Source organism: Paenibacillus sp. FSL F4-0087 (genome assembly GCF_038020215.1).
Taxonomy (GTDB): Bacteria; Bacillota; Bacilli; order Paenibacillales; family Paenibacillaceae; genus Paenibacillus; species Paenibacillus taichungensis.
The window spans coordinates 6770625-6795787 of the sequence record NZ_JBBODJ010000001.1; the positions used below are offsets into that span (position 1 = coordinate 6770625).

Annotated in this window: 22 protein-coding genes; 9 read left to right on the forward strand and 13 right to left on the reverse strand. The window is 45.2% G+C overall.

The features are described 5' to 3' along the window. Positions 1-23: 23 nt before the first annotated feature. Positions 24-2258, reverse strand: a complete 2235-nt coding sequence (locus MHB84_RS30505) for an ArnT family glycosyltransferase (protein ID WP_076291109.1) — start codon at positions 2256-2258, stop codon at positions 24-26. 203 nt (positions 2259-2461) lie between these two features. Between MHB84_RS30505 and MHB84_RS30510 the strand changes: the two genes are divergently transcribed. Together MHB84_RS30510 and MHB84_RS30515 are read left to right on the forward strand one after the other, a co-directional pair. Then, positions 2462-3145 (forward strand): response regulator transcription factor, encoded by a 684-nt coding sequence (locus MHB84_RS30510; protein ID WP_063563521.1) that lies wholly within the window; start codon positions 2462-2464, stop codon positions 3143-3145. Continuing rightward, a complete protein-coding gene (locus MHB84_RS30515) occupies positions 3145-4671 on the forward strand; it encodes a sensor histidine kinase (protein ID WP_076291108.1) in 1527 nt (508 codons plus the stop codon). The genes MHB84_RS30510 and MHB84_RS30515 overlap by 1 nt, the downstream gene beginning before the upstream one ends. A gap of 161 nt (positions 4672-4832) precedes the next feature. Here the strand turns inward: MHB84_RS30515 and MHB84_RS30520 are convergent, their stop codons facing one another. The 7 genes from MHB84_RS30520 to MHB84_RS30550 all read right to left on the reverse strand — a co-directional run bounded on the left by MHB84_RS30520 (position 4833) and on the right by MHB84_RS30550 (position 10485). Beyond that, on the reverse strand, positions 4833-5420 hold the full coding sequence (locus MHB84_RS30520; protein ID WP_076291107.1) for a haloacid dehalogenase: 588 nt from the start codon (positions 5418-5420) through the stop codon (positions 4833-4835). 43 nt (positions 5421-5463) lie between these two features. Continuing rightward, positions 5464-6051, reverse strand: coding sequence for a GNAT family N-acetyltransferase (locus MHB84_RS30525; protein ID WP_246318137.1), 588 nt, complete (start codon positions 6049-6051; stop codon positions 5464-5466). 65 nt (positions 6052-6116) lie between these two features. Further along, positions 6117-6665 (reverse strand): hypothetical protein, encoded by a 549-nt coding sequence (locus MHB84_RS30530; protein WP_076291106.1) that lies wholly within the window; start codon positions 6663-6665, stop codon positions 6117-6119. Positions 6666-6747: 82 nt separating this feature from the next. Then, positions 6748-7323, reverse strand: coding sequence for a GNAT family N-acetyltransferase (locus MHB84_RS30535; protein WP_076291105.1), 576 nt, complete (start codon positions 7321-7323; stop codon positions 6748-6750). A gap of 174 nt (positions 7324-7497) precedes the next feature. Beyond that, entirely contained in the window at positions 7498-7803 is a 306-nt protein-coding gene (locus MHB84_RS30540) for a hypothetical protein (RefSeq protein ID WP_076291104.1), read from the reverse strand. Positions 7804-7900: 97 nt separating this feature from the next. Next, positions 7901-9655, reverse strand: coding sequence for an ATP-binding cassette domain-containing protein (locus MHB84_RS30545; RefSeq protein WP_076291103.1), 1755 nt, complete (start codon positions 9653-9655; stop codon positions 7901-7903). Further along, entirely contained in the window at positions 9640-10485 is an 846-nt protein-coding gene (locus tag MHB84_RS30550) for an ATP-binding cassette domain-containing protein (protein ID WP_179087212.1), read from the reverse strand. Before MHB84_RS30550 ends, MHB84_RS30545 begins: the two co-directional genes overlap by 16 nt. Positions 10486-10615: 130 nt before the next feature. Between MHB84_RS30550 and MHB84_RS30555 the strand changes: the two genes are divergently transcribed. From MHB84_RS30555 to MHB84_RS30565, 3 genes are all read left to right on the forward strand, one after another. After that, entirely contained in the window at positions 10616-11206 is a 591-nt protein-coding gene (locus MHB84_RS30555; RefSeq protein ID WP_072732639.1) for a biotin transporter BioY, read from the forward strand. A 196-nt stretch (positions 11207-11402) separates the two neighbouring features. Then, the gene (locus MHB84_RS30560) at positions 11403-12410 is read left to right on the forward strand and encodes an ABC transporter substrate-binding protein (protein ID WP_179087211.1); all 1008 of its coding nucleotides are present in this window, start codon (positions 11403-11405) and stop codon (positions 12408-12410) included. Between the two features lie 90 nt (positions 12411-12500). Beyond that, complete coding sequence (locus MHB84_RS30565) at positions 12501-14048, forward strand: helix-turn-helix domain-containing protein (RefSeq protein ID WP_076291101.1); 1548 nt, start codon at positions 12501-12503, stop codon at positions 14046-14048. 72 nt (positions 14049-14120) lie between these two features. On the opposite strand, the gene MHB84_RS30570 is transcribed toward MHB84_RS30565, so the two are convergent. The 4 genes from MHB84_RS30570 to MHB84_RS30585 form a co-directional block, all read right to left on the reverse strand. Then, on the reverse strand, positions 14121-16007 hold the full coding sequence (locus tag MHB84_RS30570; protein WP_076291100.1) for a beta-glucoside-specific PTS transporter subunit IIABC: 1887 nt from the start codon (positions 16005-16007) through the stop codon (positions 14121-14123). A gap of 214 nt (positions 16008-16221) precedes the next feature. Next, the gene (gene licT, locus MHB84_RS30575) at positions 16222-17052 is read right to left on the reverse strand and encodes a BglG family transcription antiterminator LicT (RefSeq protein ID WP_076291149.1); all 831 of its coding nucleotides are present in this window, start codon (positions 17050-17052) and stop codon (positions 16222-16224) included. A gap of 286 nt (positions 17053-17338) precedes the next feature. Beyond that, positions 17339-18781 carry a 6-phospho-beta-glucosidase gene (locus tag MHB84_RS30580; RefSeq protein ID WP_076291099.1) on the reverse strand — a complete coding sequence of 481 codons (1443 nt, stop codon included), beginning with the start codon at positions 18779-18781 and terminating at the stop codon, positions 17339-17341. A gap of 389 nt (positions 18782-19170) precedes the next feature. Continuing rightward, the gene (locus MHB84_RS30585) at positions 19171-19941 is read right to left on the reverse strand and encodes an SDR family NAD(P)-dependent oxidoreductase (protein WP_076291098.1); all 771 of its coding nucleotides are present in this window, start codon (positions 19939-19941) and stop codon (positions 19171-19173) included. 175 nt (positions 19942-20116) lie between these two features. Between MHB84_RS30585 and MHB84_RS30590 the strand changes: the two genes are divergently transcribed. The 3 genes from MHB84_RS30590 (at position 20117) to MHB84_RS30600 (ending at position 23764) form a co-directional block, all read left to right on the forward strand. Then, a complete protein-coding gene (locus MHB84_RS30590; RefSeq protein ID WP_076291097.1) occupies positions 20117-20707 on the forward strand; it encodes a TetR/AcrR family transcriptional regulator in 591 nt (196 codons plus the stop codon). A gap of 257 nt (positions 20708-20964) precedes the next feature. Beyond that, positions 20965-22692 carry a cellulase family glycosylhydrolase gene (locus MHB84_RS30595; protein WP_083679057.1) on the forward strand — a complete coding sequence of 576 codons (1728 nt, stop codon included), beginning with the start codon at positions 20965-20967 and terminating at the stop codon, positions 22690-22692. A 172-nt stretch (positions 22693-22864) separates the two neighbouring features. Beyond that, on the forward strand, positions 22865-23764 hold the full coding sequence (locus MHB84_RS30600) for a manganese catalase family protein (RefSeq protein ID WP_076291095.1): 900 nt from the start codon (positions 22865-22867) through the stop codon (positions 23762-23764). A 67-nt stretch (positions 23765-23831) separates the two neighbouring features. Here the strand turns inward: MHB84_RS30600 and MHB84_RS30605 are convergent, their stop codons facing one another. Then, positions 23832-24269, reverse strand: coding sequence for a hypothetical protein (locus MHB84_RS30605; RefSeq protein WP_076291094.1), 438 nt, complete (start codon positions 24267-24269; stop codon positions 23832-23834). A gap of 378 nt (positions 24270-24647) precedes the next feature. On the opposite strand from MHB84_RS30605, the gene MHB84_RS30610 reads away from it, so the two are divergent. Continuing rightward, positions 24648-25094: a hypothetical protein gene (locus MHB84_RS30610; protein WP_076291093.1), complete on the forward strand. Its 447-nt coding sequence runs from the start codon at positions 24648-24650 to the stop codon at positions 25092-25094. Positions 25095-25163: the final 69 nt, after the last annotated feature.

Sequence of the window (25163 nt, forward strand, 5' to 3'; positions counted from 1 at the left end):
TCCCTTATACCATTCGATCACGCTTATAATTTCACTTCATATAGAGTGGTTTGACCGCCGAAACCTGAACCGCTGTCCGTACCCGTCTTCCACTCTGACGTTGGAATTTCGATACCATGATCCTTGATCCAGTCGCCAATATCAGAACTGCCACCTCGGCCGCCCATGCCACCTACCATGAAGTATTTCACTTGCCCACTCTTCACGAGTTGTTCCAATTTTTCCGTGCTATACACCGGATCTGAACCCGAGAACCCGCCAAGCGTAATGACTGCTTCATTTTCATCGATGATATATGGAGCTGCCTGGTTATAGTCCGTCGTTGCAAAGAGATAGGTTTCACCTGTGTTATGCTCTCTCAAATAATTCAGTGTTGTGGTGTCCACTTCTTCGTTGCGGTTTCCCGCTCCACCTCGACCACCTGTCGTCGGCATGCCTCCGCTTGAATTCGGAGGTGTTCCCATGCCCGCATTGTTCGGGTCAGCCTCATCGGACGATGGGAAATCCTGATCGGTGTCGGTGTCATTTGATGTATTTGGCTGAGCCATACCCATACCGCCACCATTGCGATCACCTTGTCTATCTCCCATTGACATGCCCATTCCACCGAACATTCCATTGGAACCTGTAGGCCCGGCGGCAGGGATCATGCTGTTGCCTCCATACGTGATAGGTGTGAATGCCCAATAGGTCGGACCGATCAGCATGACCATGAAACCTGCAATTATCAAACCCTGTTTCCATGGATGTGAACGATTAAGCATCACAATCAGGATAACCGTGATCAGAATGCCTGCAATTAATTCACTTATAGACCAAACTGCCCCGATAGTTTCGTTATACACCTGCATGATATACCAGCCGAAGATGGTCGTAAGCAGCACAGATAACGGAAGCAGCCAGGCTTTCCAGCCATTGCGTTCACGATATGCCGTCCATATGGCTGCAAATCCTGCTCCGGTTAATGCAGCTACTGGAGGGGCGAGCATAATCAGATAATATTGATGGAAGAAGCCTGCCACACTAAAGAAAGCAGCTACCGGAAGCAGCCAGGCCAGCCAGAACAAGGCTTCCTTATGCTTATCGGTTATATTTCTCCGTCTTAACCCTGCAAAAATCGCGATGCAGCCCAGTAATACAATCGGCAAAAGCCAACTGGCCTGGCCGGACAGTTCGGTCTGGAATAACCGCAGAGGACCTTTCTCCCCGGTACCAAACATGCCACCCATGCCTCCGCCGCCATTACCACCTCCGAAATTTCTTCCATTAGGCATCTCGCCACCGTTTGGCATCTGACCGCCTGGAAAAGTCATTCCGTTCATGCCACCCATTTCACCATTTCCCGGTGCATTGCCTGTTGGAGCCGAGCCGCTGCCCGACTGATCAGATGCTGAGGTCTGGGAAGCTGCGGTGCCACGGGCCTTGCCTTCATCGGAGGCGTTTGGCATGCCAGCATTCGCTGATCTGTTCTGTTGCCCTGTGAGACGGGATAAGCCGTTATATCCAAAAGCCAACTCCAGCACTGAATTGGTTTCACTGCTGCCGATATAAGGCCGTTCATCTGTAGGTATTGAATCCACGGTGACTGCCCAGGATAATGAAACGACTGCCAGCACCGCCGTACTTCCGATCAGCAGGATGATTTTTCTTCTCCACTTTGCATTGAATGCAAGCAGATAGAACAAGTAGAAAGCCGGAAGAATCATATAGGCTTGCAGCATTTTCATATTAAAAGCAAGCCCAATGAGTGCAAAGGCAACCAGGATACGCCACGTACTACCTTGCTTGCTTCCCATGAACAAAAACCATGAACCCAGCAGCAATGTGAATACCAGCATGCTGTCAATATTGTTGGTACGGCTGACCGCTGCCACAACAGGAACAGTCGCCATCGCAAGTGCCGAGATTCGCGCTGCGGCAAGACCAAATGTAGGCTTGACCATGAAATATATCAGCAGCACCGAACCGATCCCCGCTAACGCTTGCGGTAAAATAACACTCCATCCATGCAATCCAAAAACGTAAGCAAAAGCGGTTTGAATCCAGAAGACAACCGGTGGTTTGTCTACGGTTACGGAACCAGCCGAGTCAAGCGATGCATAGAAAAAGTTATGGAAATTCCTCAGCATGCTCCCGACGGCGGTCGTATAATAGGAATTGGCATATTGGTCGTTCCAGATGCCATACCCGTTCAGAAATGCCGCCAGTAAAACAATCGGCAGAAGGACAAGGTCAATCCTTCGTTTGGCGTTATTCAATCTCAATCACTCCTTCAAGTTCTTCATGTCTACTATTGTGACAGACCAAAGTAAAACTGGGATGAGTGCCCGCTGAATGTTGCCTGAGGATAACTTGCAAATTTTTCAGCTAATTTTCAGTTTGGCGAGCGATAATACAGCATATAGACCTCTAGAATTGAGGATACGTAATTGATGGATTTAACGGGAGGGAACGCCTGCTTATGAAGCTAAGTACTGGCATTAAAATACTATTGGCCGATGATGAACCACATATTTTGCAATTTCTGGAGCTAGGACTAAGCAACGAAGGCTTTGATGTTCGTACGGCCCCGGATGGAGCTGCTGCGCTTGAATTGGCACTCGACTTTCGTCCACATATGGCCATTCTGGATGTCATGATGCCCGAGATGGATGGGTTTGAGGTTGTTGAGCGTCTGCGCAAGAGCGGGGCCCAGGTCGGGGTGATCATGCTGACAGCCAAAGATGAAGTCGAGAATCGGGTAAAAGGCCTATGGCTTGGTGCTGACGATTATATGATTAAGCCTTTTGCGTTCGATGAACTGCTTGCACGGATTCAGGCAAGGCTGCGTAACCAGTTTCCTTTATTAATAGGGGCAGTGACTCATGGCCCATTCCGAATTGATGATCAACGCAAAGAGATTACCTATCACGATCAGATTCTGGAGTTATCTCCAACCGAATATGAACTATTAAAATTCATCGTGCTCAATCATGGTATTGTCCTGAGTAAAGCGACCATTCTGAACCGCGTGTGGGGATACGATTTTGGTGGAGAAGAGAATATTGTGGAGGTGTACGTCCGCTCCTTGCGTGACAAACTGGGGGATAAAGAACATAAGCTCATTCGTACACTTCGAGGTGTCGGATACAGGGTGGATCTCTGATGGTCTCTCTATTTAAGAAAGATAAACATCTTTGGACTTGGCTACATCAATGGATATCGCCACGTTCGCTCCGCTCTCAATTACTTGCACGCTCCCTGTTCATTCTGGCTGCTCTGCTATTGTTAATTGGCATTCTTCAATTCTGGATTATGGAAAGCTTCTTGTATCGCAACCAGGCGAAAACCATGGAAGAGCAGCTCATGTCCATGCCTCCTGTGTGGCTCGGATCGTCTTCACGAAGTGGTGCGACAAATAATCCTTTTGGCGGGCAATCCGGATCAGATCCAAGAGGATCAGGCAATCGTTTCTTATACATTCCTGATCGTTCACTGGCTTTATTTGATAATCAAAGTGGCTTTGAGGATATTTTTGGTGAAGACGGTCTGACCGCTCCTCGCTTGACGTCAGTTGAATATCAGAACATTACAGATCGGATCAACGATAAACAACATGTTCCGTACCGGATTGTAACGGATAATAAAGGCAATGAGCAGCTAATTGTCTTCTCTTCACCTGGACCGCGTAATCGCGGCTTACCCATGGTACAGATGGGTACGGCTACGAAACCGCTAAAAGATCTGATTGTGAAACAGCTTCTGATCTTCTTGATGTTATCCCTGCTGGCTATGATGGCTGGACTCGTTCTATACGCCAAAGCACTTCGCCGGACGTTAATTCCATTGTCCAGTATGGTAGATACTGTGCAACGAATCGATGCAGGCAGCTTGGCTGAACGTCTTCCTTCTGTCCAGGGACAACAGGAAGTGGATCAGCTGGCGCTTTCATTTAACGGCATGCTTGAGAGGCTTGAAGACTCGTTTGAAGCAGAACGGGAGTCAAAAGAACAGATGCAGCGTTTTCTGTCTGATGCTTCCCATGAACTGCGTACCCCTCTTACCTCCATTCACGGATTCATTGAGGTGCTCAAGCGCGGCGCAGCTTCCAACAGCGAACAATTATATAGTGCTTTGAACAGCATGTATGGTGAATCGATGCGGATTAACAAACTTGTAGAGGACCTGCTTATGCTGACGAAGCTGGATCAGGCCCCTCAGCAAGAGCAGGAAGTCATTCAACTTGACAGTCTGCTGCTTGAAATGCAGCCACAGCTGATCATGATGGCTCAGGAAAGACAGGTTCATCTCGACCTGACCGCTGAAGTACATGTAATGGCCGATGCTCACAAATTGAAACAGGTTGTACTTAATCTGTTCCACAATGCAGTTCAGCACACCGATTCAGATCGAGGAGCCATCAGCATTACTTTATATGCCGCTCAGCATAAAGCTGAGTTAACCGTCAAAGATAACGGCTCTGGGATTGAACCGGAACATCTCCCTCATATCTTTGAACGCTTCTATCGCACAAGCTCTTCCCGTTCAAGAAAACAAGGGGGCGCGGGCCTAGGCCTTGCCATTACCCGTTCGATTGTGGAATCGTATGGCGGGAAAATCACAGTGCGCAGCCAATTAGGTGCAGGAACAGAATTTACGATTTTGGTGCCATTGGTCAAGAGTGAATCCTAAGCTGAACGAGGCTTGTAAGATGCAGCCTTTCGTTTTATTGCGGCTCTTATCATATGACAAATCCCCCTATCATTTCTGCAGAGAAATGATAGGGGGATTTGTTTAGTATCGCATTGGTGGATAGGTGGATTTGTATGTAGTGGCATCTGTGTCGATAATTATCATTGGTCTGCGAGCCATTCGTCAATTTCAGCAATCCATTGATGCTGCTCATCCGCAAGTAATGTTTCCCATCCCAGCTCAGCAGCAGGCTTCAAATTTTTAGCCTGATCATCCACATATATAATACGTACATCCCTGACTAGATGAGATTGTACAAGTTCATATATTTCTATATTGGGCTTGCAATATCCGACCTGATTGGAAATGGTAATGCTCTTGCAATACGGTTGGATCAACGGCAAAATGGGTTGAATCCATTCTTGACAATGATTACTTAAGAGATGAAGTTCTGCCTGCTTGCTCCATCGTTCAAGACGATGCATGGCAGGTAGCAACTCTGTTGTTTTTTCAAGCAATTCATAAGCATACATCTTATCCATATTGGGATATTGGGTTTGCATCCAGATCCAGAACTGTTCCTCTGTCATGCTTCCTGTCCACAAGTCCTTGCGTATACCACTCAATTGATCGATTAATACAGGAAAAGGAGTACCTGCATAGCTAGCAAGCTCCTGCCAGAATGAAGAGGAAAGATTGGTGATCAGCACACCGGCCAGATCTAAAACAAGCTGGGGTTTGGAATCCATGGTATCACTCCTGTGCAGTCATCTTGAGCCAATTACAGTAGGGTTATTGTTGGTGCTTCAACAATTGGTAATGGTTGTAAGGTTCATTTTCGATTTCAATCATATTCAGATATTCAAAATTGCATTTCTGTATTACCTTGTTGGATGCCTGATTCGTTAATAAAGCAATGGCATTCAATACTTCAACGTTTGTATTTTCAAATAAATACTGTGTTATTCCTTTTACTGCCTGCGTTGTATAGCCACGGTTCCGGAAGTGTTTCGAAATGCCATACATAATCTCCCGATTGGGCGCTGGCAGTTCATCCTTGATCCCTGAGCAGCACCATCCAATAAACTCATCATTTTCTTTGAGCACGATAGCCAACCGTAAACAGAGGTCTCCGATGTCTCCTCCCTCCAAAACAGCTTGTTTAAAATTCTGATTCTCAGGGATTTCGTATTGAGTCAGCCAAAGTACTCTCTCTTCAACCGCAGCATTCCATCCTGGCAAAAATTCGTATACCTCAGGTTGCCAGGTGATTTCCTGCAATTTCTCCAAATCCTCAAGTCGATACTCGCGCAAATATATATCTTTGCAATCAATGATTAATTCATCACTTTGGTTGGTTTGTTTCATAATTTGTTTCATAATGCCTCCTGGTGTACATCTTATCTAGCCTTCTGCGTTTTACTTTAAAGCTCGATAACCAAAAATCAATTCAGATTAAAAGCTTGTTTTACGTTGTTCTCTTCATCAAGAGCATACACATTCGTGAACGTTGTCATTAACATCATTTTGTCTTCACTCTGGTAAGCTTCCGTCATTCTCATGATAAACGTATTATTGCTTGACTCAACCTCCTGAGTCTCACCGTTTGTGTATTCAATCTTAAACTTGTGTACAGGCATATCGGAATATAAAGCGCCCCATATAAAATTACCTTTGTTGTTCTTCGGTTCCGCTTGTACCAAAAAGGCGGGCCCCACATCTGAACTCGCTGTCCAACCTGATTCACTATCCGTATCATAGTGATATCTCCCATTCTTATGTTCATAAGCAGCGAAAACATATTGTGTTTGGTCCAGTGACAAAACCAGTTCATTTTGCTGATCTACATTAACCACTTGAAGGGGGTATTTCCAAGTAGACTGAACAGCCTTCTCTAACGTTTTATATCCAAAAATATCATTCCAGAAGAATGCAGTAACATTAACCAATACACATACAATAAAGCACGAACCTATCCATAACAGCTTCCTCATATTTCACCCCTTGCACATTGTCAGTTACCGAACTAACATTGGCAGATCATAAACATCGGGCCGCTCTGATTTAAAATGAGACTCACTCAAGTCCTTCCTTATCCATAAACTCGTCTTTGGTTAACCCAAACAGGATCAGATCCTGATATTTCCCATCGGTATAAATCACCTGACGACGCACGCCCTCCTGCACACATCCAAGCTTTCTCATCATGGCTGCAGAAGGCTCATTTCCTTCCAGAACATAATCATTGAATTTATTAAGCCTGCGCTCGAAAAAGGCATATTTGAGCAAAATTCGAATGGCTCTCGTCCCGTATCCTTTTCCGCGATGGTCCCTGTCGATTTGAATTCCAATGCTAAAGGTACCATTCCGCTCATCGATGCTGTTCAGGTTCACGCCCCCGACATTCTCACCATCCATATTTTCAATCGTGAACATGATTCGTCCTCTTTCTAGAGAGAAATCGGAGAAGGCTTCCGTAAATTTTTTCGCTTCAGCATTCGTAGGTGGTAGCTCTACTGCACATTCCAGTAAGCGACGAGCGGGTGAATCAAACCGGTTATAATAATGATCCTCCCAATCTTCCTCACGCAATGCACGTAATCTGACCTCATCATCCTGCCAAAAATAATCGCTATAGTTAATCTCTCTCATTCTGACATCCCCCGCTTGACCATGGATTGTTTATCATTTTAATACGAACTATGCCTATAATAACCCATATTGTGGAATTTGAGGAGATTTGTTTTCATAAACGATACAACTAAAAATAGCCCTCGGACAGGAAGATCCTGCCGAAGGCTATCATCTATTTTATATAATACGTCATTATGCTTCTTCTTCTTCCGGGTATTGAGGCTTGGTTACATTATCGGGGACCGTTTCATCGTAGACGTCCTGACCGGGATAATCCCGAACCTCCCCTTCGTGCAGCTCATGATTTTCATAATCGAAACGGTGTGCGGTCCTTTGATCCACTCGCCACGGCGAGCTTTTGCCAAGTGATTCAGACATTAGAGATGAGCCGTAAGGACCTTCTGGGAACTCTTCGAGTGTGATATCATTTCGCTGCGACTCCACCGTGGATACATCGGTATATTCTTGTCTTTCTTCTTGCAAAAATTTATCCTTCATCGTTCGTCCCTCCATATCTGCTTCGTGGTGATCAAAGCATGTTTATTTTGAACGGAAATGTAAGGATTTATGCATGATTCATGGCAAACAATGCGTTTCAGTCTCTGATCCAGATATAAAATACAAAAACAATAAGTCCAATCATGCAAATCCATGTATCTCGTTTGGACCATACCAATAAGGAGGAACGTGCTCCAAGCAAGGAATTCTCTCTAACTTTCCGCATTTCCATCGCAATCGTCATATCTTCTGCACGCTGAAACAGCGCCATAAGCAAGGGAATAACCATTGGACCAAGATCACGTATCCGTACCGTATTCGGTCGTAATGCAGCTTTGCCGCGTGCCCGGACAATCAGCGAGAATCGCTGCCATTCACTCCAGATCATCGGGATAAAACGAAAGATTAAGGACACGGCGAGTGCAAACGACGACACGGGCAGTTTAATTTTTTTGCCGACACCAAGCACCCAATTCAGTCCCTCAACCATACGCCCATATGGCGTAGTCAGTGAAAACCAAAGACTTGCCAACGTAACGATAAACAAACGGTATACATTCAGTAACGTCCCCTCCGCCTGTATCAAGGAAAATCCGAACTGTAGGCCGCCATCTTCTGTAGAAAGAGTTGTGCCCGACAACGCGGTTGATACGAGAAAGAACGATACGAGCGGCTTCATTAATTTCAAGCATCCCATCAGAGCCTGACGTGGCAGCACAACAAGTGCCAAGATGACTGGCACCAACGTAAGAGAGAGACCTAACCAGTGGTGTTGAAGCATCGTCGCGGTCACGAGCAAAATGTATAAAACCCATTTCAAACGCGGGTCCATGGCCCCATATAATCCTCTGTTGGTGCCTGTTTCTGCGTGGGCGTATCTGCCCTCCTGCATGCCTTCTCCTCCCGGAGTGTTAGAGCTTGAAAAGGTAAGCTTCGCTTCATCCATTCCGAGTTGATCCTCATTACCAATAACATCAACCTTCTGCTCTAAAGGCTCATTGACGGACTGAACAATACCTTCAGCCATTTCCTCCGGGGTCAACGCAGTAGTAGGAAAATGAATGCCCGCCGCCGCAAATTGTTGTGCCAGTTGCATGGAGGGTGGCAGACCAATTCCGGCAAGCTCCAGTAGGTCTGGCCTTGTGTGAAGTTCCCGTGGCATGAGATCAGCAACCAGACGCCCAGCCTTCAACAACAGAACCCGATCCGCATGTGGTAAAAATGTGTCCAGGTCGTGTGTAGCCACAATGGCTCCCTCACCTGTAGTTCGATGCTGATTCAATACATCCAGCAGCATGAGCACACCTTGGGCTTCCAATCCAGCGCTGGGTTCATCGAGCAATAGCCATGAAGGCTGCGTAGCAGTTCCCAGGGCAAGCCCCAATCTTCTCCGTTCTCCCCCGCTTAGTGCAAAGGGGGATCTGTCCGAATGGAATCGTTCTTCCTCTCCCTGACCCGCTGGAGAGTCCCAGTGCTCAAGTGCTTCGGAAATCTGCTTTTTCTTTTGTTCATCCGGTAGCCGATATGGACGCAGAGAATAAGCAAATTCACGCCCAATACTTCGGGAAAACAGCTGCTGCTCTGGGAATTGAAAGACCAACCCCATTTGCAACAGAATGGACTGTGGCACTTTCCCGTTCTGCCAGAAAAGCTCTCCGTCCAGCTTGAGGCTACCCTCATCTGGAGGTTTCAGGCCAGCGATCGTTTGCAGCAGTGTAGTTTTGCCTGATCCTGTGCAGCCTAATAATAAAGTGATTTCGCCACGGTTCAGTCGGACAGTGATATCTTGAAGCAGCGCTCTTTTGTCAGGTTGTGATGAAGCTATACCTACATGTTCTAATTCGATTGCCAAAGGGCTACCTCCTTAACCAACTGCTCTGGTCGCAGAGGAGTTGCATGATGCAGCAAACCTTTCCGTTTCAGGAGTAGAGCCGTCTGCACTGTAAAAGGTGGCGCAAGCCCAAGCTTCTCGCAGGGTGATGGTTGTTGTGCTCCTTTTCCAGCGTCAGCCGCCGTCTCTTCCTTATCTTTTCCATAGAAGAAAGCCGCAGGCGCTCCATCATATACACAGCGTCCCTGTTCCATGGCAATAATTCGATTGCAAAGAGTCGCTTCCTCCAAATGATGCGTAATCCAGATTACCGCCGTCCCCTGCTGGACAATAGTTTGAACTACAGCTTCCATTCGATCTCTGGCTCCCGGATCAAGCATGGCCGTAGGTTCGTCCAGAATGAGTACATCCGGCTTGGCCGCCAGCGCTACCGCGATATTAAGCAACTGCTTCTGCCCTCCAGACAGCATCGATATTGCCGCCTGTGGCGGGTGTTCAAGTCCTACCGTATGTAATGCGTGCTCTCTCCGACGTAATTGTTCATCAGGAGATTCCAGCAGTGAGGATAAGGCAAAATGAAATTCCTCCTCAATGGTATCTCCAAGTACCTGGGCATCAGGCTGCTGGAGGACTCCACGCACAACCAGTTCTGAAGCAGCCATTCTTTCTCCGCCAGATAGCGGAGTGAATCCAATCAGCAGTCCAGCTAGCGTACTTTTGCCGCTACCATTGGCTCCCACAATACTTATCCATTCACCGGGTGCTAAATCCAACGAAACCCCATCCACTGCCTTACGAACACGTCCTGACTCGGAAGCATAATGAACACGGACATTTTCTAGTTTTATCAAAGGTGTAACGTCTTGCATCGCAAATTGGTCCTTTCCCTTTTGAATCTTTTGTGGTACGATCCAAATCGTTAACCACATTCGTTTTATCGGTTAACAATAAGATTACCAAAATTGAAAGGAATGTTCAAACATGAAATTATCTTTGCGAGGTATTGTATTCAGCGCACTGATGGCAGCCATACTTGTTCTTTTTGGTTACATAAGTATTCCCATTGGTTTCTCTCCTGTGCCGATTACACTGCAAACTCTTGCGGTTATGCTGGCAGGAGGACTGCTTGGCCCATTATATGGTTTTCTAAGTGTCGCTTTGGTCGTAGTCCTGACTGCGATTGGCTTCCCGCTTCTGCATGGCGCAGGCGGACTTGCAGTACTCCTTGGGCCTACCGGGGGATATGTCATGATGTGGCCCTTCTCCGCATTGCTCATTGGGTTATTACTCAGCAGAATCAAACTGAACGGATTCGTTGGTTATTTCCTGGCCTTTATCGTATTTGAGGTATTTGGTTCAATGTTGATCTATGTTTCGGGCGTGCCCTGGTTGGCCTATGCCTACAAAATGTCATTACCCGAAGCCATGATACAAGGGTTCTATCCCTACATCATCGGTGATCTAATCAAAGCCTTGTTCGCTGCGATCATCATCGCACCTGTGCGCATGGTCTTCCCTCCGCAACGACTGACAGGCAATATGAACTCAACGGTTGTGCGAGCAGATTCTTAGGACATCATTGGATCGTGAATAAAACGAAACAAATGCCTCCAAAATTAATTTTTGGAGGTATTTTCTTTTGTGCCAGAACGTCATGTCCATATTTTCCATGCTTCAAGTCCATATTCAACATGTTCTTCAAAAGAAGTCTTGACTATAATAATTGATAATGATTATCATTATAAAAGAAAAAGGGGATTTCATTATTATGTTGCGTCATCCAAATAAACTCCAGCTTTCGTGCATTATCCTTGTGCTAACCTTGCTTCTCTCCGCTTGCGGTCAAGGGAAACAAACATCATCACCTTCTACTGAAGGTAATTCTGCACAGCAGACAGAAACGTCAACCGATACTGCCTTAGAATCGGCAACTCGCGTATATAAGGATGCTCTGGGCCGTGAGGTAACGATTCCAGCCCATCCCCAACGTGTTCTCACTACACAATATTTACCGGAAATGCTGGCAGCAGGACTTAAGCCCGCTGGGGCAGCATCACATCTGCTTAACAACTATGTCTCGATTCAAGATCAATTGGAAGGGATCGAAGATATCGGGGTCTCCAATAAGCTGAATTTGGAAAAGGCACTCGAACTGCAGCCGGACCTCATCATTGCTGCAGAGTGGAATGAGGATCAATTGGAGCAGCTGTCCAAGATTGCCCCTACGGTTGTTGTTCAATGGGAAGGTGCCGATGCATTCCAACATTTCAAGTCAGTGGCTGACGTTATTGGCAGAAGCGAACAGGCACAGGAATGGATTCAAGCATTTAATCAGAAATCCGAAGAGGCACGGACCAAGCTTTCTTCCTTCGTTTCACCAGATGAGACATTCGGCGTTGTGGTTATTGGCGGATTTGAAAAAGGTCAACTCAGAGTGTACGGGAACGCTAATGTCGGTTATACCTTATATGATGCTCTGAAGTTCAACATGACGGATACCGTCAAAGAGGAATGGGCAAAAGGGAATCATGAACTCGGCATCAACATCTCTCTTGAGAAACTGCCGGAATATGCTTCAGCAGATCGACTGTTTGTGGTAAGATTCGATAATGATCCTGATTTCCTGAAAGAGGTGGATGATAGCCAGTTGTGGCACTCACTGCCTGCCGTCAAAAATAATAAAGTTTACGTGGTTGATGAGAGCCTATGGTTCTCTTACGACGTGATGTCTCTCAGTGCTCAATTGGATGATGCCGTTCAATTGCTCACCAAATAAAAGATATTAATCACATCATATACAATAGAGGAGAAGTTCTTCAGCGATCCTGCCTGAAGAGCTTCTTTTCAGCTTTTGAGGAGGGATACCATGATTTCGCTGGTCTATATACTTACAGGGACATACTGCGATGCGATATCCGGTCCGTGTACAAAATCAATACACCGTCATACATTGATGATTATCACCGAAGGGCGTGGTCAAGTCCATTCCATGGATAAACAGACTGAGGTTATGCCAGGAAACTGCTTTCTATTTCATCCCGGTATGGAAGTGCAGTTTGAGAGTCTATCAGATCTTCCTCTACAAGTATATAGCGTTGAATTCGAACCTCTGCCCGTGACTGTTCAGGGTACGCCCCGAATGGCTGCATTAGCGCAAGGACAAGTATACCCTGAACATGTTTCTCGCATGATTCAATTGGTACACTTGCTGCATCCCGTGGAGGATCTTTGCGATGAAAAGGAAAACTACAGCAAACATGTGCTGTTTCAGGAATTGATTTTACTAGCCATGAAAGCCGACACGATGGATAAAGAGCATCGCAGCATACAGGCCGTGGATACACTCCTTCAACGGTTGGAACAATCCGTTACACTTGACTATACTTTGGATCAACTTGCCGCAGAGACTGGGCTATCCACACGCCATTTTTCACGTCTTTTTCGTGAGCACACCGGACAGAGTCCCATCAAATATTTGAATGCCTTGCGAATGAATCGTGCCAAAAAACGTCTGCTGGAATCAAATGATTCGATTCAGGAAATTGCAGGACACATCGGATTCCGCGATCCTTTTCATTTCAGTCGTAGCTTCAAGCAATATACCGGTGTATCGCCGCGTTTATATATTCATCTAAGAAAGCATACAATGCGTGTCGCCTCCTTTCAGTTCCTGGGTGAGCTGCTGGCGCTCGGCATAACACCGATTGGTGCACCTTACCAATTGCTAGACTGCCGTTATTACCAGGGTCATGTGCGAGGTGTTCCTTCGATTGGAAATTCCGTGGTAACGCCATATATGGATAAGATATCGGAGCTGAAACCCGATCTCATCGTGACTTTTAACGGGCATCATTATGCCGAATACTCCAAAATTGCTCCTACACTGGATGTTCCCTGGTCCCTGCCCTTCTTTGAACGCTTTCGTCTTATTGCGGATTTGACTGGAAGGACATCTGTGGCAGAAGCCTGGATGGAAAGCTATATGAACAAGATCAAGGAAACCCAAAGAGTCTTGTCTCCTCTTCAAGATGGTGACCAAACAGTTTCATTCTTCTGGATGAGAGGACTTCCCGCTACCTTCCAGGTCTACTACGACGTAGGTGTGTTATATCGTGATTTGCAATTAAAACCACCTGCTCCGGTGCTGGCAGCCCAGCAAAATAAATCTCATCCGTTCAAAGAAGATATTCCTTTGGATCAATTGCATAAGTATGCGGGTGATCATCTCTTTATCGTTGTGTCGGGCGACCCGGAATCCATCCGACAGTTTGAACAGCTTGAACGCAGCAAGTATTGGCAGCAGCTTCCGGCAGTGCAGAACGGTCAGGTTTACCGTATGACGGAGGACTGGCTTCGGGAAGATCCAATCTCCATGATGGGACAGGTTCAGGATCTGATGAATTTGATTGGGTAACAGCAAAAAAAGCCGTGTCCAAGTAAACAGAAACGTTCTGTTCCACGTTGGACGCGGCTTTTGTTATTTCTACTATTGTTCCTGTCCCTTTCCACCATATAGGGTAAGTAAAGGCTCTTGAACCCGAACTTCTCCTGTAGTCAAAGGAACCACTTCCTCATAGTTTGCAGAATTCGTTACAATAATAGGGGTTACCGTATGATAACCAGCGGCCTTGATTGCAGCGATATCGAATTCCAGCAGCAAATCTCCTGCTTTAACCCGATCACCTTCCTGAATATGTGATGTAAAGTGCTGACCATCGAGCTTGACGGTATCCACCCCGACATGGACCAATATCTCCGCACCTGTATCCGATACAACAGCCAGCGCATGTTTCTTTTTGAAGGCCACGGTAATGGTACCGTCAAAAGGAGCAACGACTCGGCCAACTGCCGGCTCGATCGCAATGCCTTTGCCCATCGCGCCGGATGAAAATGCCGGATCTGGCACCTCAGTCAGTTCAACAATGGTCCCCTCAATCGGACTAAGAACTTCTTGATCCAAGGAATCCGCTGTTCTTACTGATGCATTGGTGGATTCCGTGCTTTTTTCTTGTTCTTCCTCTTCCACCGGATCTTTGAATCCCATAATGTACGTCAATGCAGCCGAAACAACAAAGGATACACAGATCCCAAGAATCAGTCCAGGGAAGCCCTCTCCACCTGGTCCATAGAAGATAGGCAAAGTCAGTAATCCTGGAGCGCCCGAAGCAAATGCCTGAGTACCTGCCTGACCAATGATGGCCCCACCAACAGCACCCCCGATCACTCCTGCGATGAATGGACGTTTGAGTGGCAGAGTGACACCATAGATGGCCGGCTCGGTAATCCCGAACAAGGCTGTCAATGTCGATGAACCCGCCAGCGTTTTCAGCTTTTTATTTTTGGTTTTCAGCATAACGCCGAATGCAGCTCCGGTCTGTGCAAAGATGGAAGCCGTCGCAGCCGGTTTGACGCCATCACGTCCATACACTGCAACGTTGTTGATAAAAACGGGAATAAGACCCCAGTGAATTCCGAAAATAACGAGCAGCTGCCAGCTTGCACCCATAACGGCTCCTGCCAATAGCGGACTGAATCCGAAGGCGGCCACAAGTCCTGATGCAATGGCATTACCTACATATACTCCAAATGGACCGAATACAAGCAAAGTAAGAGGTACCATAATGACAAGCAAAAATAATGGAGTGACAAAATTTTTCACACTTTCGTGAAGAACTTTATTGAAGAATTTCTCCAATTTACTCATGACGATAACTGCCAGAATAATAGGGATAACGGTAGATGAATAATTCATCAAAATCACAGGAATACCGAAGAAATCGGTTGGCGTTCCCTCCGCCTTGAGCGTGACGATGGAAGGATAGATTAATGCGCCTGCAATGGTCATTGCTACAAACATGTTACCCTGGAATTTGCGAGCAGTTGTAACCGCTAACAGCAAAGGTAAGAAATAAAACAGGCTGTCTGCTGCTGCAAATAGGATCTTATACGTACTTTCCGTTGTTTCCAGCCAGCCGACATTGCTTGCAATGAGCAGCAGCCCTTTCAAGATACCTGCTCCCGCCATAACCCCTAATAGCGGTGCGAAAATACTAGAAATCACATCGATGATGCCGCCTAAGCCTTTTGCGGACTTCTTCGGCTTTTCCTTTTCGGAAGAATCATCCAAAATGTTGCTGATCTGACCAATGGCGTTGTAAACCTCAGGCACCTTATTGCCAACGACCACCTGGAACTGACCCCCGTTTTCCTTGACTGCAATGATTCCTTCTGTCTTTTCCAGCTTGGCTTTGTCTGCCTTGGCATCATCCTTCAATACAAACCGCAAACGTGTTGCGCAATGTACCAGTGATACCACATTCTTTTCGCCACCGACCAGCTCGACGATCTCTTTTGCGAGTTTTTCCTGACTCATGATGTGCACCCCCATATTTACTAAAACAGGCACCTTACCGATTTTTTTGCACGCAAAAAACCTAAGCCTTGAGTAAGGTTTGGACACATTGGTCCTTCCTTCTCATGACTTAGGTTTTGCCTGCATAACCAGTAACAATCCCAGTTAAATCGTATTTAATTCCTGTTAATCTCATATTATTATGATTTAACCAAATTTGTCAACATTTTAATTATTATCGATTAACGACCCGTTCAATGTGGACGGTCAGATACAATTTCTCTTCGTTGGTAAGCTGATGGTTATATTCCTTGTTGACGAACATTTCGATTTTCTCCGTACATGCCGCCGCTTCCGGGTGCTTCTCTTTGATCATGTCGTAAAAGTGGTCATAATTATTGTCATAATGCGTGCCGCTTAATACCCTCTGGGAGAAGAACTTCAGATGCGTAATGAAACGAAAATAGCTGAGAGACTCTTCATCGAATTCCATCTTGAAGTGATATTTCGCTATATTAATAATCTGCTGAATAAACTTCGTGATGTTCATTGTTGTAATAACTTCTTCATTCATCTCCGCATTGACAATATGCAGGGCAATATACGCTGCTTCATCCGGTGGAAGCTCGATATGAAGTCTGGACTTGATCTGCTCCAGCGTTTTCAGACCCAGTCCGAACTCAGCCTTGTACAGCTGTTTGATTTCCCACATCAGTGCATTCTTGATTTCAACCCCTTCACGATATCGTTCAATCGCAAAGTTAATATGATCTGTCAGAGAAACATAAATATTTTCATTCAGGTTACGGCCCAGATTCTCTCTGGCGTAGGTAATAATTTCTTCCACAATTTCGATTAGTTCCATGGGTACTTCACGCAGAAGCATTTTAAAATTGTCGGATGTCTGCTTGTTTTTAAGCGCAAATACTTTCTGGATACGGGTCTCGTCTACTTTATCCCCCGGCTTTTTCTTAAAGGCAATCCCACGCCCCATCACTACAAGCTCTGCTCCATCCGCCTGATAGATGCTAATGACGTTATTGTTGATAACCTTTGCTATTTTCACTTCAATCCCCCCGTCACGATCCACTCTCTTGGCAGTCATATATCGCCTTTTGGGCATACAAAAAAAACCTGAAGCATCACAAAATAAACAAGACATGTACGTCTGTTTTTTTGGTGCTTAGGTTTTGCCTACTTCAAGTAGTAACAATCCCAAAACGATATAATTGCGTCAAGTATAGCGCGAAGAGACACATATGTCAACGCTTTCAACGAGGGAACAATCGGAAGTTCCATGAAGAGTGGTCCTTCCGATATGATCATGGAGAATGTCCATCTTTCTCCCCTGCTTATTCCAATTCTAAATTGCTGCCATCTGATTCAATCACATTTTTGTACCAATGGAAGCTCTTTTTCTTGATCCGCTTCAAGTCACCCTTACCTTCATTGTCACGGTCCACATAGATGTAACCATAGCGTTTTCTCATCTCTCCTGAAGAAGCGCTGACAATATCAATTGGCCCCCAGCTTGTATAACCAATGATCTCTACACCATCCTGAATAGCTTCACCCATCTCGGCAACATGGAGTTTCAGATAATCAATCCGATACGCATCATCAACCTCACCTTCAGGGGTAACCACGTCATTGGCTCCAAATCCATTCTCTACAACAAACAGCGGTTTTTGATATCGGTCGTGCAGTTGATTGGCTGTAATACGGATGCCTTTGGGATCAATCGTCCAGCCCCATTCCGATTTTGCCAAATATGGATTCGCTACAGAACCAAATACATTGCCGCTCGTCATGTTTTTGACGACTTCCGGGTCTGTGGAGGTTGTACGACTTGAATAATAACTAAATCCGATATAATCAACCGTATGGTTTTTCAGAATTTCCGCATCGCCTGGCTGCATGGCAATATTCAATCCATGATCCTTGAAGAAACGTTTGGCATAACCTGGGTACTCTCCACGCGACTGAACATCAATGAAGAAATAGGACTCCCTGTCTTTCTCCATGCCCTGGAACACATCATCCGGATTACAGGTATAAGGATAAAAGCTTCCTGCCGCAAGCATACAGCCGATCATTGCGCCCGGGATGATCTCGTGACAGGCTTTAACCGCCAGTGCACTTGCCACCAATTGATGGTGCGCTGCCTGATACTGAATCTCTTTCACATGATCACCATCATTGAAGACCAGACCCGCACCAAGGAATGGCAGATGCAGCAGCATGTTAATTTCGTTGAACGTCATCCAATATTTCACCTTGTCCTTGTAACGGCTGAATACGGTTTTCGCGTAGGTTTCGAACAGAGTCACCAACTCACGGCTTCTCCAACTGCCATATTTCTCAATTAGATTAACGGGTACATCGAAGTGAGCAAGTGTTACTACAGGCTCGATACCCTGCTTCAACAGTTCATCGAATAATCGATCATAAAACTGCAAACCCGCTTCATTCGGCTGTGCATCTTCTCCAGTTGGGAAAATCCGCGCCCAGGAAATGGATACACGCAGCGCTTTGAAGCCCATCTCGGCAAATAGCGCGATATCCTCGGGATAACGATGGTAGAAATCAATTGCTTCATGTGAAGGATAAAACTCGGTTTCCAGCGGGGTTAATGCAGGAACATTACCCTTCATTATGCTTCTGCGATTCTCTCCTGTCGGCAGCAAGTCAACAATGCTCAGCCCTTTGCCATCTTCCAGATAAGCACCCTCTGCCTGATTGGCAGCAATGGCACCACCCCACAAAAAGTCTTTGGGAAACTTAAAATTAGTCATCTGTATTCTCCTTCCAAATATGTAATTCTGTTATCCGCTCAAATCGCATGAAACATTACAATACAAAATTTTTAAGTTGAACTACACATTTACATCATAAACGGAGAGGACAGAAAAAATCTGGGGATAATAGCGATCGGAAGATTGTTCTGGCAGCGCAGTGTCCAATGTAAAATCGTTTGTTCGTTCAACTTAAATACAAAAAACCCGAACCAGCCCGGATACACGTTGCAGTGTATACAAGCCAGCTCAGGTTATGCCCATATCGGTAACATTCCCAGATCACAATTATGCGGATTGGATAAAACTTTAGCAAGGAATAGCTGAATTGTCAATTTTATTGTGACTGGGTAGTCGGATTAGATCTTTCAAATTCTTCGTTTTAATAATTAACGAGATGTGTATCCTGCATCCGCGTGAATCGTAGTGCCTGTGATATAAGAAGCAGCGTCAGATGCGAGCCAGAGACTTGCTTGTGCAATTTCATTAGGTTGTCCAAAACGATTAAGCAAGCTCAACTGCGGAGCATACTCCTCTGCCGTGAAACCGAATTGATCCAAGGCACCACGCAGCATAGGTGTATCGATTGCTCCTGGAGCAACCGAGTTAACCCGAATGTTGTGTGGTCCGTTTTCCATTGCAGCTACTTTCGTCATACCAACCACGCCATGCTTGGCAGCTACATAAGCAATGTTATTGGGTTGAGGACGGAATCCACTCACCGATGAAATGTTAATAATGGAACCGCCTTTGCCTTGTTTCAGCATTTGCTGAAGTTCATATTTCATACACAATGCAGTACCTGTCAGGTCAACTGAAATCAGGCGATGCCAGTAGGCTTCGTCAAATTCAGCTGCTGGTTTGTCATCTGGCGTGAGTGCGGCATTATTAACGGCCACGTCCAGTTGTCCATAAGTCTCAACTGCAAACTTCACCATCGCTTGTACTTCTTCCGATTTGGAAATATCGACTTTCACGAAAGCGGATTCACCACCAGCCGCACGAATGGATTCAACGACAGCCTGTCCTTTCTCTTCGTTAAAATCTGCAACGATTACCTTTGCTTTGGCTGCGGCAAAAAGTTGAGCAGTTGCTTCACCCATGCCCATCGCTGCCCCTGTTACAATGGCCACTTTACCTTCCAATACGGGAAATGTCATATGAATACCTCCATTAATATTAATTTTAAACAATCCTCAATATATCTATATCAGTGACCTTATTCAATCCGTAATATGCCTAGAATTGTACGTTACTGTACACTTGATCGTATTTTGTACACCAAGTTGCAGAATTAAATGACATGAACGATACTGTAAACGAGGTGAACTATTCATGACAGATCGAATTGACAAACGCATTTTGCGTTCCAAGTCAGATATCAAAGAAACTTTTCTACGCTTGCTTTCACAAAAGCCTTTTCAACAGATCTCCATATCTGAAATTGTCCGGGAGGCCAATTATAATCGGGGCACATTTTATGCCAATTTCGCAACCAAAGAGGATTTGTTACGTGAGATTATTCAGGAGGTTCTAGTCGAATTTGTTCAACAGATCAAGAATCCATACAGATACATCACCAAAGTCAATTTAAAAGAAATGCATGCCGAAGATATCACGCTGTTTACATACTTGAAAGAACAAGCTGCACTATACAAATTGTTATTGAGTGATCATATCCAGGTGGATTTTCGCTACCAAATGGCGAGAGTCATTGAGGATCTTTTTGTAGCAGAATACGATTATGAGCTTGAGGAAGGGTCCGTAATTGATCCAAAATGGTTATACATCTATCGGGCTCATGGAGTCGCAGGTCTTTTGATTCGCTGGATTGAAGAAGATTTCCCAACGTCTCCGCAATATATGAACACACAAATTGTAGAATTAATGCTGATATCCACAGAAGTTTTTCATGTAAAAGAGTAATCCACACCACCCCCTACGATATTCCATAATTGTCATAATCACTAATTTTTACATGAATTATTATCCAATTATCATGGTATTTTCTTTGAATAAATCATGATATATTTGCATTTCAGAAAACGTTTTCAATACTTATTTTGGTGGTGATTCCATTTAAATCAATCCGGTGTATTGTTCTATGCTAAGCTTAAATTTTCTTTTTTTGTAAGCGCTATATTTTTAGTTCAACAATTATATTTACAAAGGAGAATATGTTAATGAACAAAAACCGCAAATCGGCCCTCTCGCTCACTATCGTAACGGCAATGATCCTATCCCTGTTCTCATCAGCCATCGCTTCTGCTGCTTCAGATGACTCGATTCAGGCAAATGCAACCGCCGCTGCTCCAACCAATATTCAGTCCTATGTTACTGCGATGGAGCCGGGCTGGAATCTGGGTAACTCGCTGGACGCTGTTGGTGCAGATGAAACGGCCTGGGGAAACCCGCTGATCACTCAACAACTGATTCAAAATATCGCCAATCAAGGCTACAAAAGCATTCGTATTCCAGTGACCTGGCAAGCTCATATAGGAGGAGCACCCAACTACACTATTGATACCGCTTACATGAATCGCGTTCAACAGGTTGTAAACTGGGCCCTGGATGCCAATCTATATGTCATGATCAATATCCATCACGATTCATGGCAGTGGATCAGCTATATGGAGAATGACCATGCCAATGTTCTTGCTCGTTACAACTCTGCCTGGACTCAAATTGCAAACAAATTCAAAAACTCATCCACTAAGCTGATGTTCGAAAGTGTAAATGAACCACGCTTCACCGAAGGTGGTACAACGAATACCGCTACAGCATACGCTTTGCTGGAAGAGTTGAATGTATCTTTTCATAACATCGTGAGAGCATCCGGCGGTAACAATGCAACACGTCCATTGGTTCTCCCAACGATGCATACCTCTTCCGCTCAACCAGATCTCGATGCATTATCCCAGACAATCGCAAAATTGAATGACCCTAACATTATCGCTACCGTTCACTACTATGGTTTCTGGCCATTCAGCGTGAATATCGCAGGGTACACCAAATATAATGCTGAAGTGCAACAGGATATTACCGATACATTTGACCGAGTCTACAATGCATTTACAGCCAAAGGTATTCCGGTTATCGTCGGTGAGTATGGCTTGCTCGGTTTTGATCAGCACACAGGTGTCATCGAGCAAGGTGAGAAGCTGAAATTCTTCGAATTTATCGGCCAATACCTGCGTCAGAAACAGATGACCACCATGTTATGGGATAATGGACAGCATTTCGGCCGTACCAGCTTCACATGGTCTGATCAGGATCTGTATAACACAATGAAAGCAAGTTGGACAGGTCGTTCCTCCACAGCTGAATCCGATCTGGTTTATCTGAAAAAAGGTGCTGCAATCCAGGATAAAACCGTAAAACTGAATCTCAATGGCAATACATTTAGTTCTCTTGCTAATGGCAGCACTACCCTTGTTCAAGGTACAGATTACACGATCAACGGTGATGTGCTTACGTTAAAATCAAGCCTGTTAACCAGACTGACCACTTCCGGCAATCTTGGGGTTAATGCCAAGTTGACCGTCAAATTCAACAAAGGCGCAAACTGGAACCTGAATATCATCAAATATGATACACCTAAACTGAGCAATGTAACGGGCACAACGAGCTCGTTTGCGATTCCGACTACTTTTAATGGCAATCAGCTGGCCACCATGGAAGCCACTTATACAAGTGGCGGAAACGCGGGTCCGCAAAACTGGACTTCATTCAAAGAATTTTCCTACGCTTTCAGTCCGAATTATAGTAGCAACGTCATTGAACTGAAACAAAACTTCTTCAACGAAACAAATAATGGCGAAGTCATTCTCAAGTTCCACTTCTGGAGCGGAGACGTCATTACGTACAAAATTACGAAGAATGGTTCCAGTGTAGTAGGAATCTCTTCATAATTTAAATATCGCTTTTATATTATTAATGCTAAACGTTCTGTTCAGAGCACAAGTTCTGACAGAACGTTCTTTATGTTTCTATAATCAATCAGATTATTAAATTCGAATCCCCGAATAACGTACAAGTAACCTCTCATACCTTTACAGTAATTTGGCTTGAGGAGGAAATGTAATGTTTAAACGGGTAGACCGTCTAGCTATCGAACTGCCACTATCCAATAATCCGGACCCCAATGGAGCTAGCGCGGTACAGGAACTGTTAGGTGGCAAGTTTGGGGAAATGTCAACGTTGAACAATTATTTGTTTCAGTCTTTTAATTTCAGAGGAAAGTCGAAGCTGCGCCCCTTCTATGACATCGTGGCTAGCATTACGGCTGAAGAATTCGGCCACGTTGAACTTGTCGCCAATACCATTAACCTGATGCTTGTTGGCTCAACTTCACCGGGTGATCCCGACTCCACACCATTGCGCATTGGCAAGGATGCTCGTATGACTTCACACTTTATCGAATCCGCTCAAACGGCGCTTCCATACGATTCCATGGGCAGACCTTGGAATGGTTCTTATGTCGTTAGCAGTGGTAATCTGATCTTTGATCTGCTTCATAACTTCTTCCTCGAATGCGGGGCGCGAACTCACAAGATGAGAGTTTACGAGATGACTGATCATCCAACAGCCAGGGAGATGACAGGATATTTGCTCGTGCGTGGAGGCGTACATATTTTGGCCTATGCCAAGGCACTGGAAATAGCGACTGGAGTCGATGTAACCAAGTTATTTCCTATTCCGCGGCTGGACAATAAGGTGTTTGATACAACACGCAAATGGGAAGCCATGGGTGAGCACCGTAGACTCTATACCTTTAGTGACAAGGACTATCAGCGCATTGCTCAGATCTGGAAAGGAGAACATCCAATCGATGGCGGTAAACTTGAAGCCTTTGCCGGCTTGCCGGGTCACAGTGGAGCCATCCCTGAACTTCCCGATCTGCCGGAAGAGTTCGCACCTGGTGTATCCCCAGAGGATCTGATTCAGATTGCAGAACGATTGAAACGACACGCTGGCCTATAGTCATGAATGAAGACGGCGATCCGTTATCAGGTTAACTTCGCCGTCCTGTTTTTTTGCTTTTGCCATACTACACTAAAAATGAAACATCTCCACTCCGGCTGTGAATGACATATGTTGCTCCCAGACCTTTATAAACAAGCCCAACAGGAGCCCTGTTGTTGGAAACGACATAGAGTTGTTGCGGACACAAACTGCGACACAACTCAATGTCCTGACAGCACTGCGGCAAGCTATTTTCGAATACAAAGGCGCTTTTTACTACAAATTCAAGCGGAAGCTGGTTACGGTCTGCCATTTCCTGAATGTAACGCACAGTAACTGCACCAAGCGATTGAAGTTGTTCCCCCTCTTCTTCACTGTGTACAAGCACGACAACTGCAAATCCTCTCTTCAGTAATACATCCACAAAATTCATTCCCGCCGCACCGTGTCCTGTCGAAACCACCATCATTGCTTCATCCATTGCCGCCAACCTCGCCTTCACATCAGATCCTGCAAATGCCATCTGGAGTACGTTATGTGCGAATCATAGTCCTCTGTCTACATCTCTGCAATTGAACGGTATTCGATTTCTGCACCGTTCTGATCGATTCCAGACAATCCAGGTGAGGATTTCTTGACTAATCTCCTCTTTACGCTGTCATGCGGCATGTTACTCGGTCTGTCATGAGCGGAAGAAAAAATCGAGTTATTCGAGTCCAAAACGAAGATATATCTCTTGTTAATCGCTTACATGTATGAATTCCAAACCAAAAATCGGAAAATCAGGCGTATATCCATTCCGGTAGATTTTACTTGAGCTGTGTTCAGTCGTAATATAATCGGCAGGATAACAAAAACAATAGAAACGATAAGGTGATTTTGCCTATGGAGGTTGGAGCGTGTGATTGCAGATTGTGATGTGGAAATTCGAACGGAGATTCGTGTTGATACCCGAATTAGTTCCATGGAAATTATTCGGTACGATATGCGAAAATTACCCTTCATAGCGCGGGAACATTCATCCTGTTACTGCGGATTGTTCAAAATCTCATGCGGGAATGTTCATGGTTTTGCCGAATTTGAATTGCCTGTAGGCTCCCATCCCTCTGATCTGGTAAAATGGGCTTCGGTGTTCAGAGTTTTAAAAGGTATGGAGCTGTCGCAGGTCACGCAATTTATCCAGCAGCATCAAGAGCTGTGGGGAAATGAACGCAAGCTGTTCCTGCATGAAGCCGTCAGTAATTTGCTTCTCAACCTGGAGCAAGGCAGCACATCTGATGTGATGTTAAACCGGGAAGAAATTCGTGCCTTTCTGATGCAATACGCGCTGACGTATTATTCTTTTTGACACCTTCCGTTAAGTAGAAAAGATACATAAAAGTGCAAAGAAACCCTGGTGATATACACCGGGTCTCTT

What these genes read in the sequence shown, in the direction of transcription:
- MHB84_RS30595 (WP_083679057.1), top strand. Translation starts at nt 20,965, where the DNA reads ATGAACAAAAACCGCAAATCGGCCCTCTCGCTCACTATCGTAACGGCA.
- MHB84_RS30560 (WP_179087211.1), top strand. Translation starts at nt 11,403, where the DNA reads ATGTTGCGTCATCCAAATAAACTCCAGCTTTCGTGCATTATCCTTGTG.
- MHB84_RS30565 (WP_076291101.1), top strand. Translation starts at nt 12,501, where the DNA reads ATGATTTCGCTGGTCTATATACTTACAGGGACATACTGCGATGCGATA.
- MHB84_RS30540 (WP_076291104.1), bottom strand. Translation starts at nt 7,803, where the DNA reads ATGAAGGATAAATTTTTGCAAGAAGAAAGACAAGAATATACCGATGTA.
- MHB84_RS30525 (WP_246318137.1), bottom strand. Translation starts at nt 6,051, where the DNA reads ATGAAACAAATTATGAAACAAACCAACCAAAGTGATGAATTAATCATT.
- MHB84_RS30535 (WP_076291105.1), bottom strand. Translation starts at nt 7,323, where the DNA reads ATGAGAGAGATTAACTATAGCGATTATTTTTGGCAGGATGATGAGGTC.
- MHB84_RS30515 (WP_076291108.1), top strand. Translation starts at nt 3,145, where the DNA reads ATGGTCTCTCTATTTAAGAAAGATAAACATCTTTGGACTTGGCTACAT.
- MHB84_RS30605 (WP_076291094.1), bottom strand. Translation starts at nt 24,269, where the DNA reads ATGGCATTTGCAGGATCTGATGTGAAGGCGAGGTTGGCGGCAATGGAT.
- MHB84_RS30510 (WP_063563521.1), top strand. Translation starts at nt 2,462, where the DNA reads ATGAAGCTAAGTACTGGCATTAAAATACTATTGGCCGATGATGAACCA.
- MHB84_RS30520 (WP_076291107.1), bottom strand. Translation starts at nt 5,420, where the DNA reads ATGGATTCCAAACCCCAGCTTGTTTTAGATCTGGCCGGTGTGCTGATC.
- MHB84_RS30530 (WP_076291106.1), bottom strand. Translation starts at nt 6,665, where the DNA reads ATGAGGAAGCTGTTATGGATAGGTTCGTGCTTTATTGTATGTGTATTG.
- MHB84_RS30555 (WP_072732639.1), top strand. Translation starts at nt 10,616, where the DNA reads ATGAAATTATCTTTGCGAGGTATTGTATTCAGCGCACTGATGGCAGCC.
- MHB84_RS30570 (WP_076291100.1), bottom strand. Translation starts at nt 16,007, where the DNA reads ATGAGTCAGGAAAAACTCGCAAAAGAGATCGTCGAGCTGGTCGGTGGC.
- MHB84_RS30585 (WP_076291098.1), bottom strand. Translation starts at nt 19,941, where the DNA reads ATGACATTTCCCGTATTGGAAGGTAAAGTGGCCATTGTAACAGGGGCA.
- MHB84_RS30580 (WP_076291099.1), bottom strand. Translation starts at nt 18,781, where the DNA reads ATGACTAATTTTAAGTTTCCCAAAGACTTTTTGTGGGGTGGTGCCATT.
- MHB84_RS30600 (WP_076291095.1), top strand. Translation starts at nt 22,865, where the DNA reads ATGTTTAAACGGGTAGACCGTCTAGCTATCGAACTGCCACTATCCAAT.
- MHB84_RS30590 (WP_076291097.1), top strand. Translation starts at nt 20,117, where the DNA reads ATGACAGATCGAATTGACAAACGCATTTTGCGTTCCAAGTCAGATATC.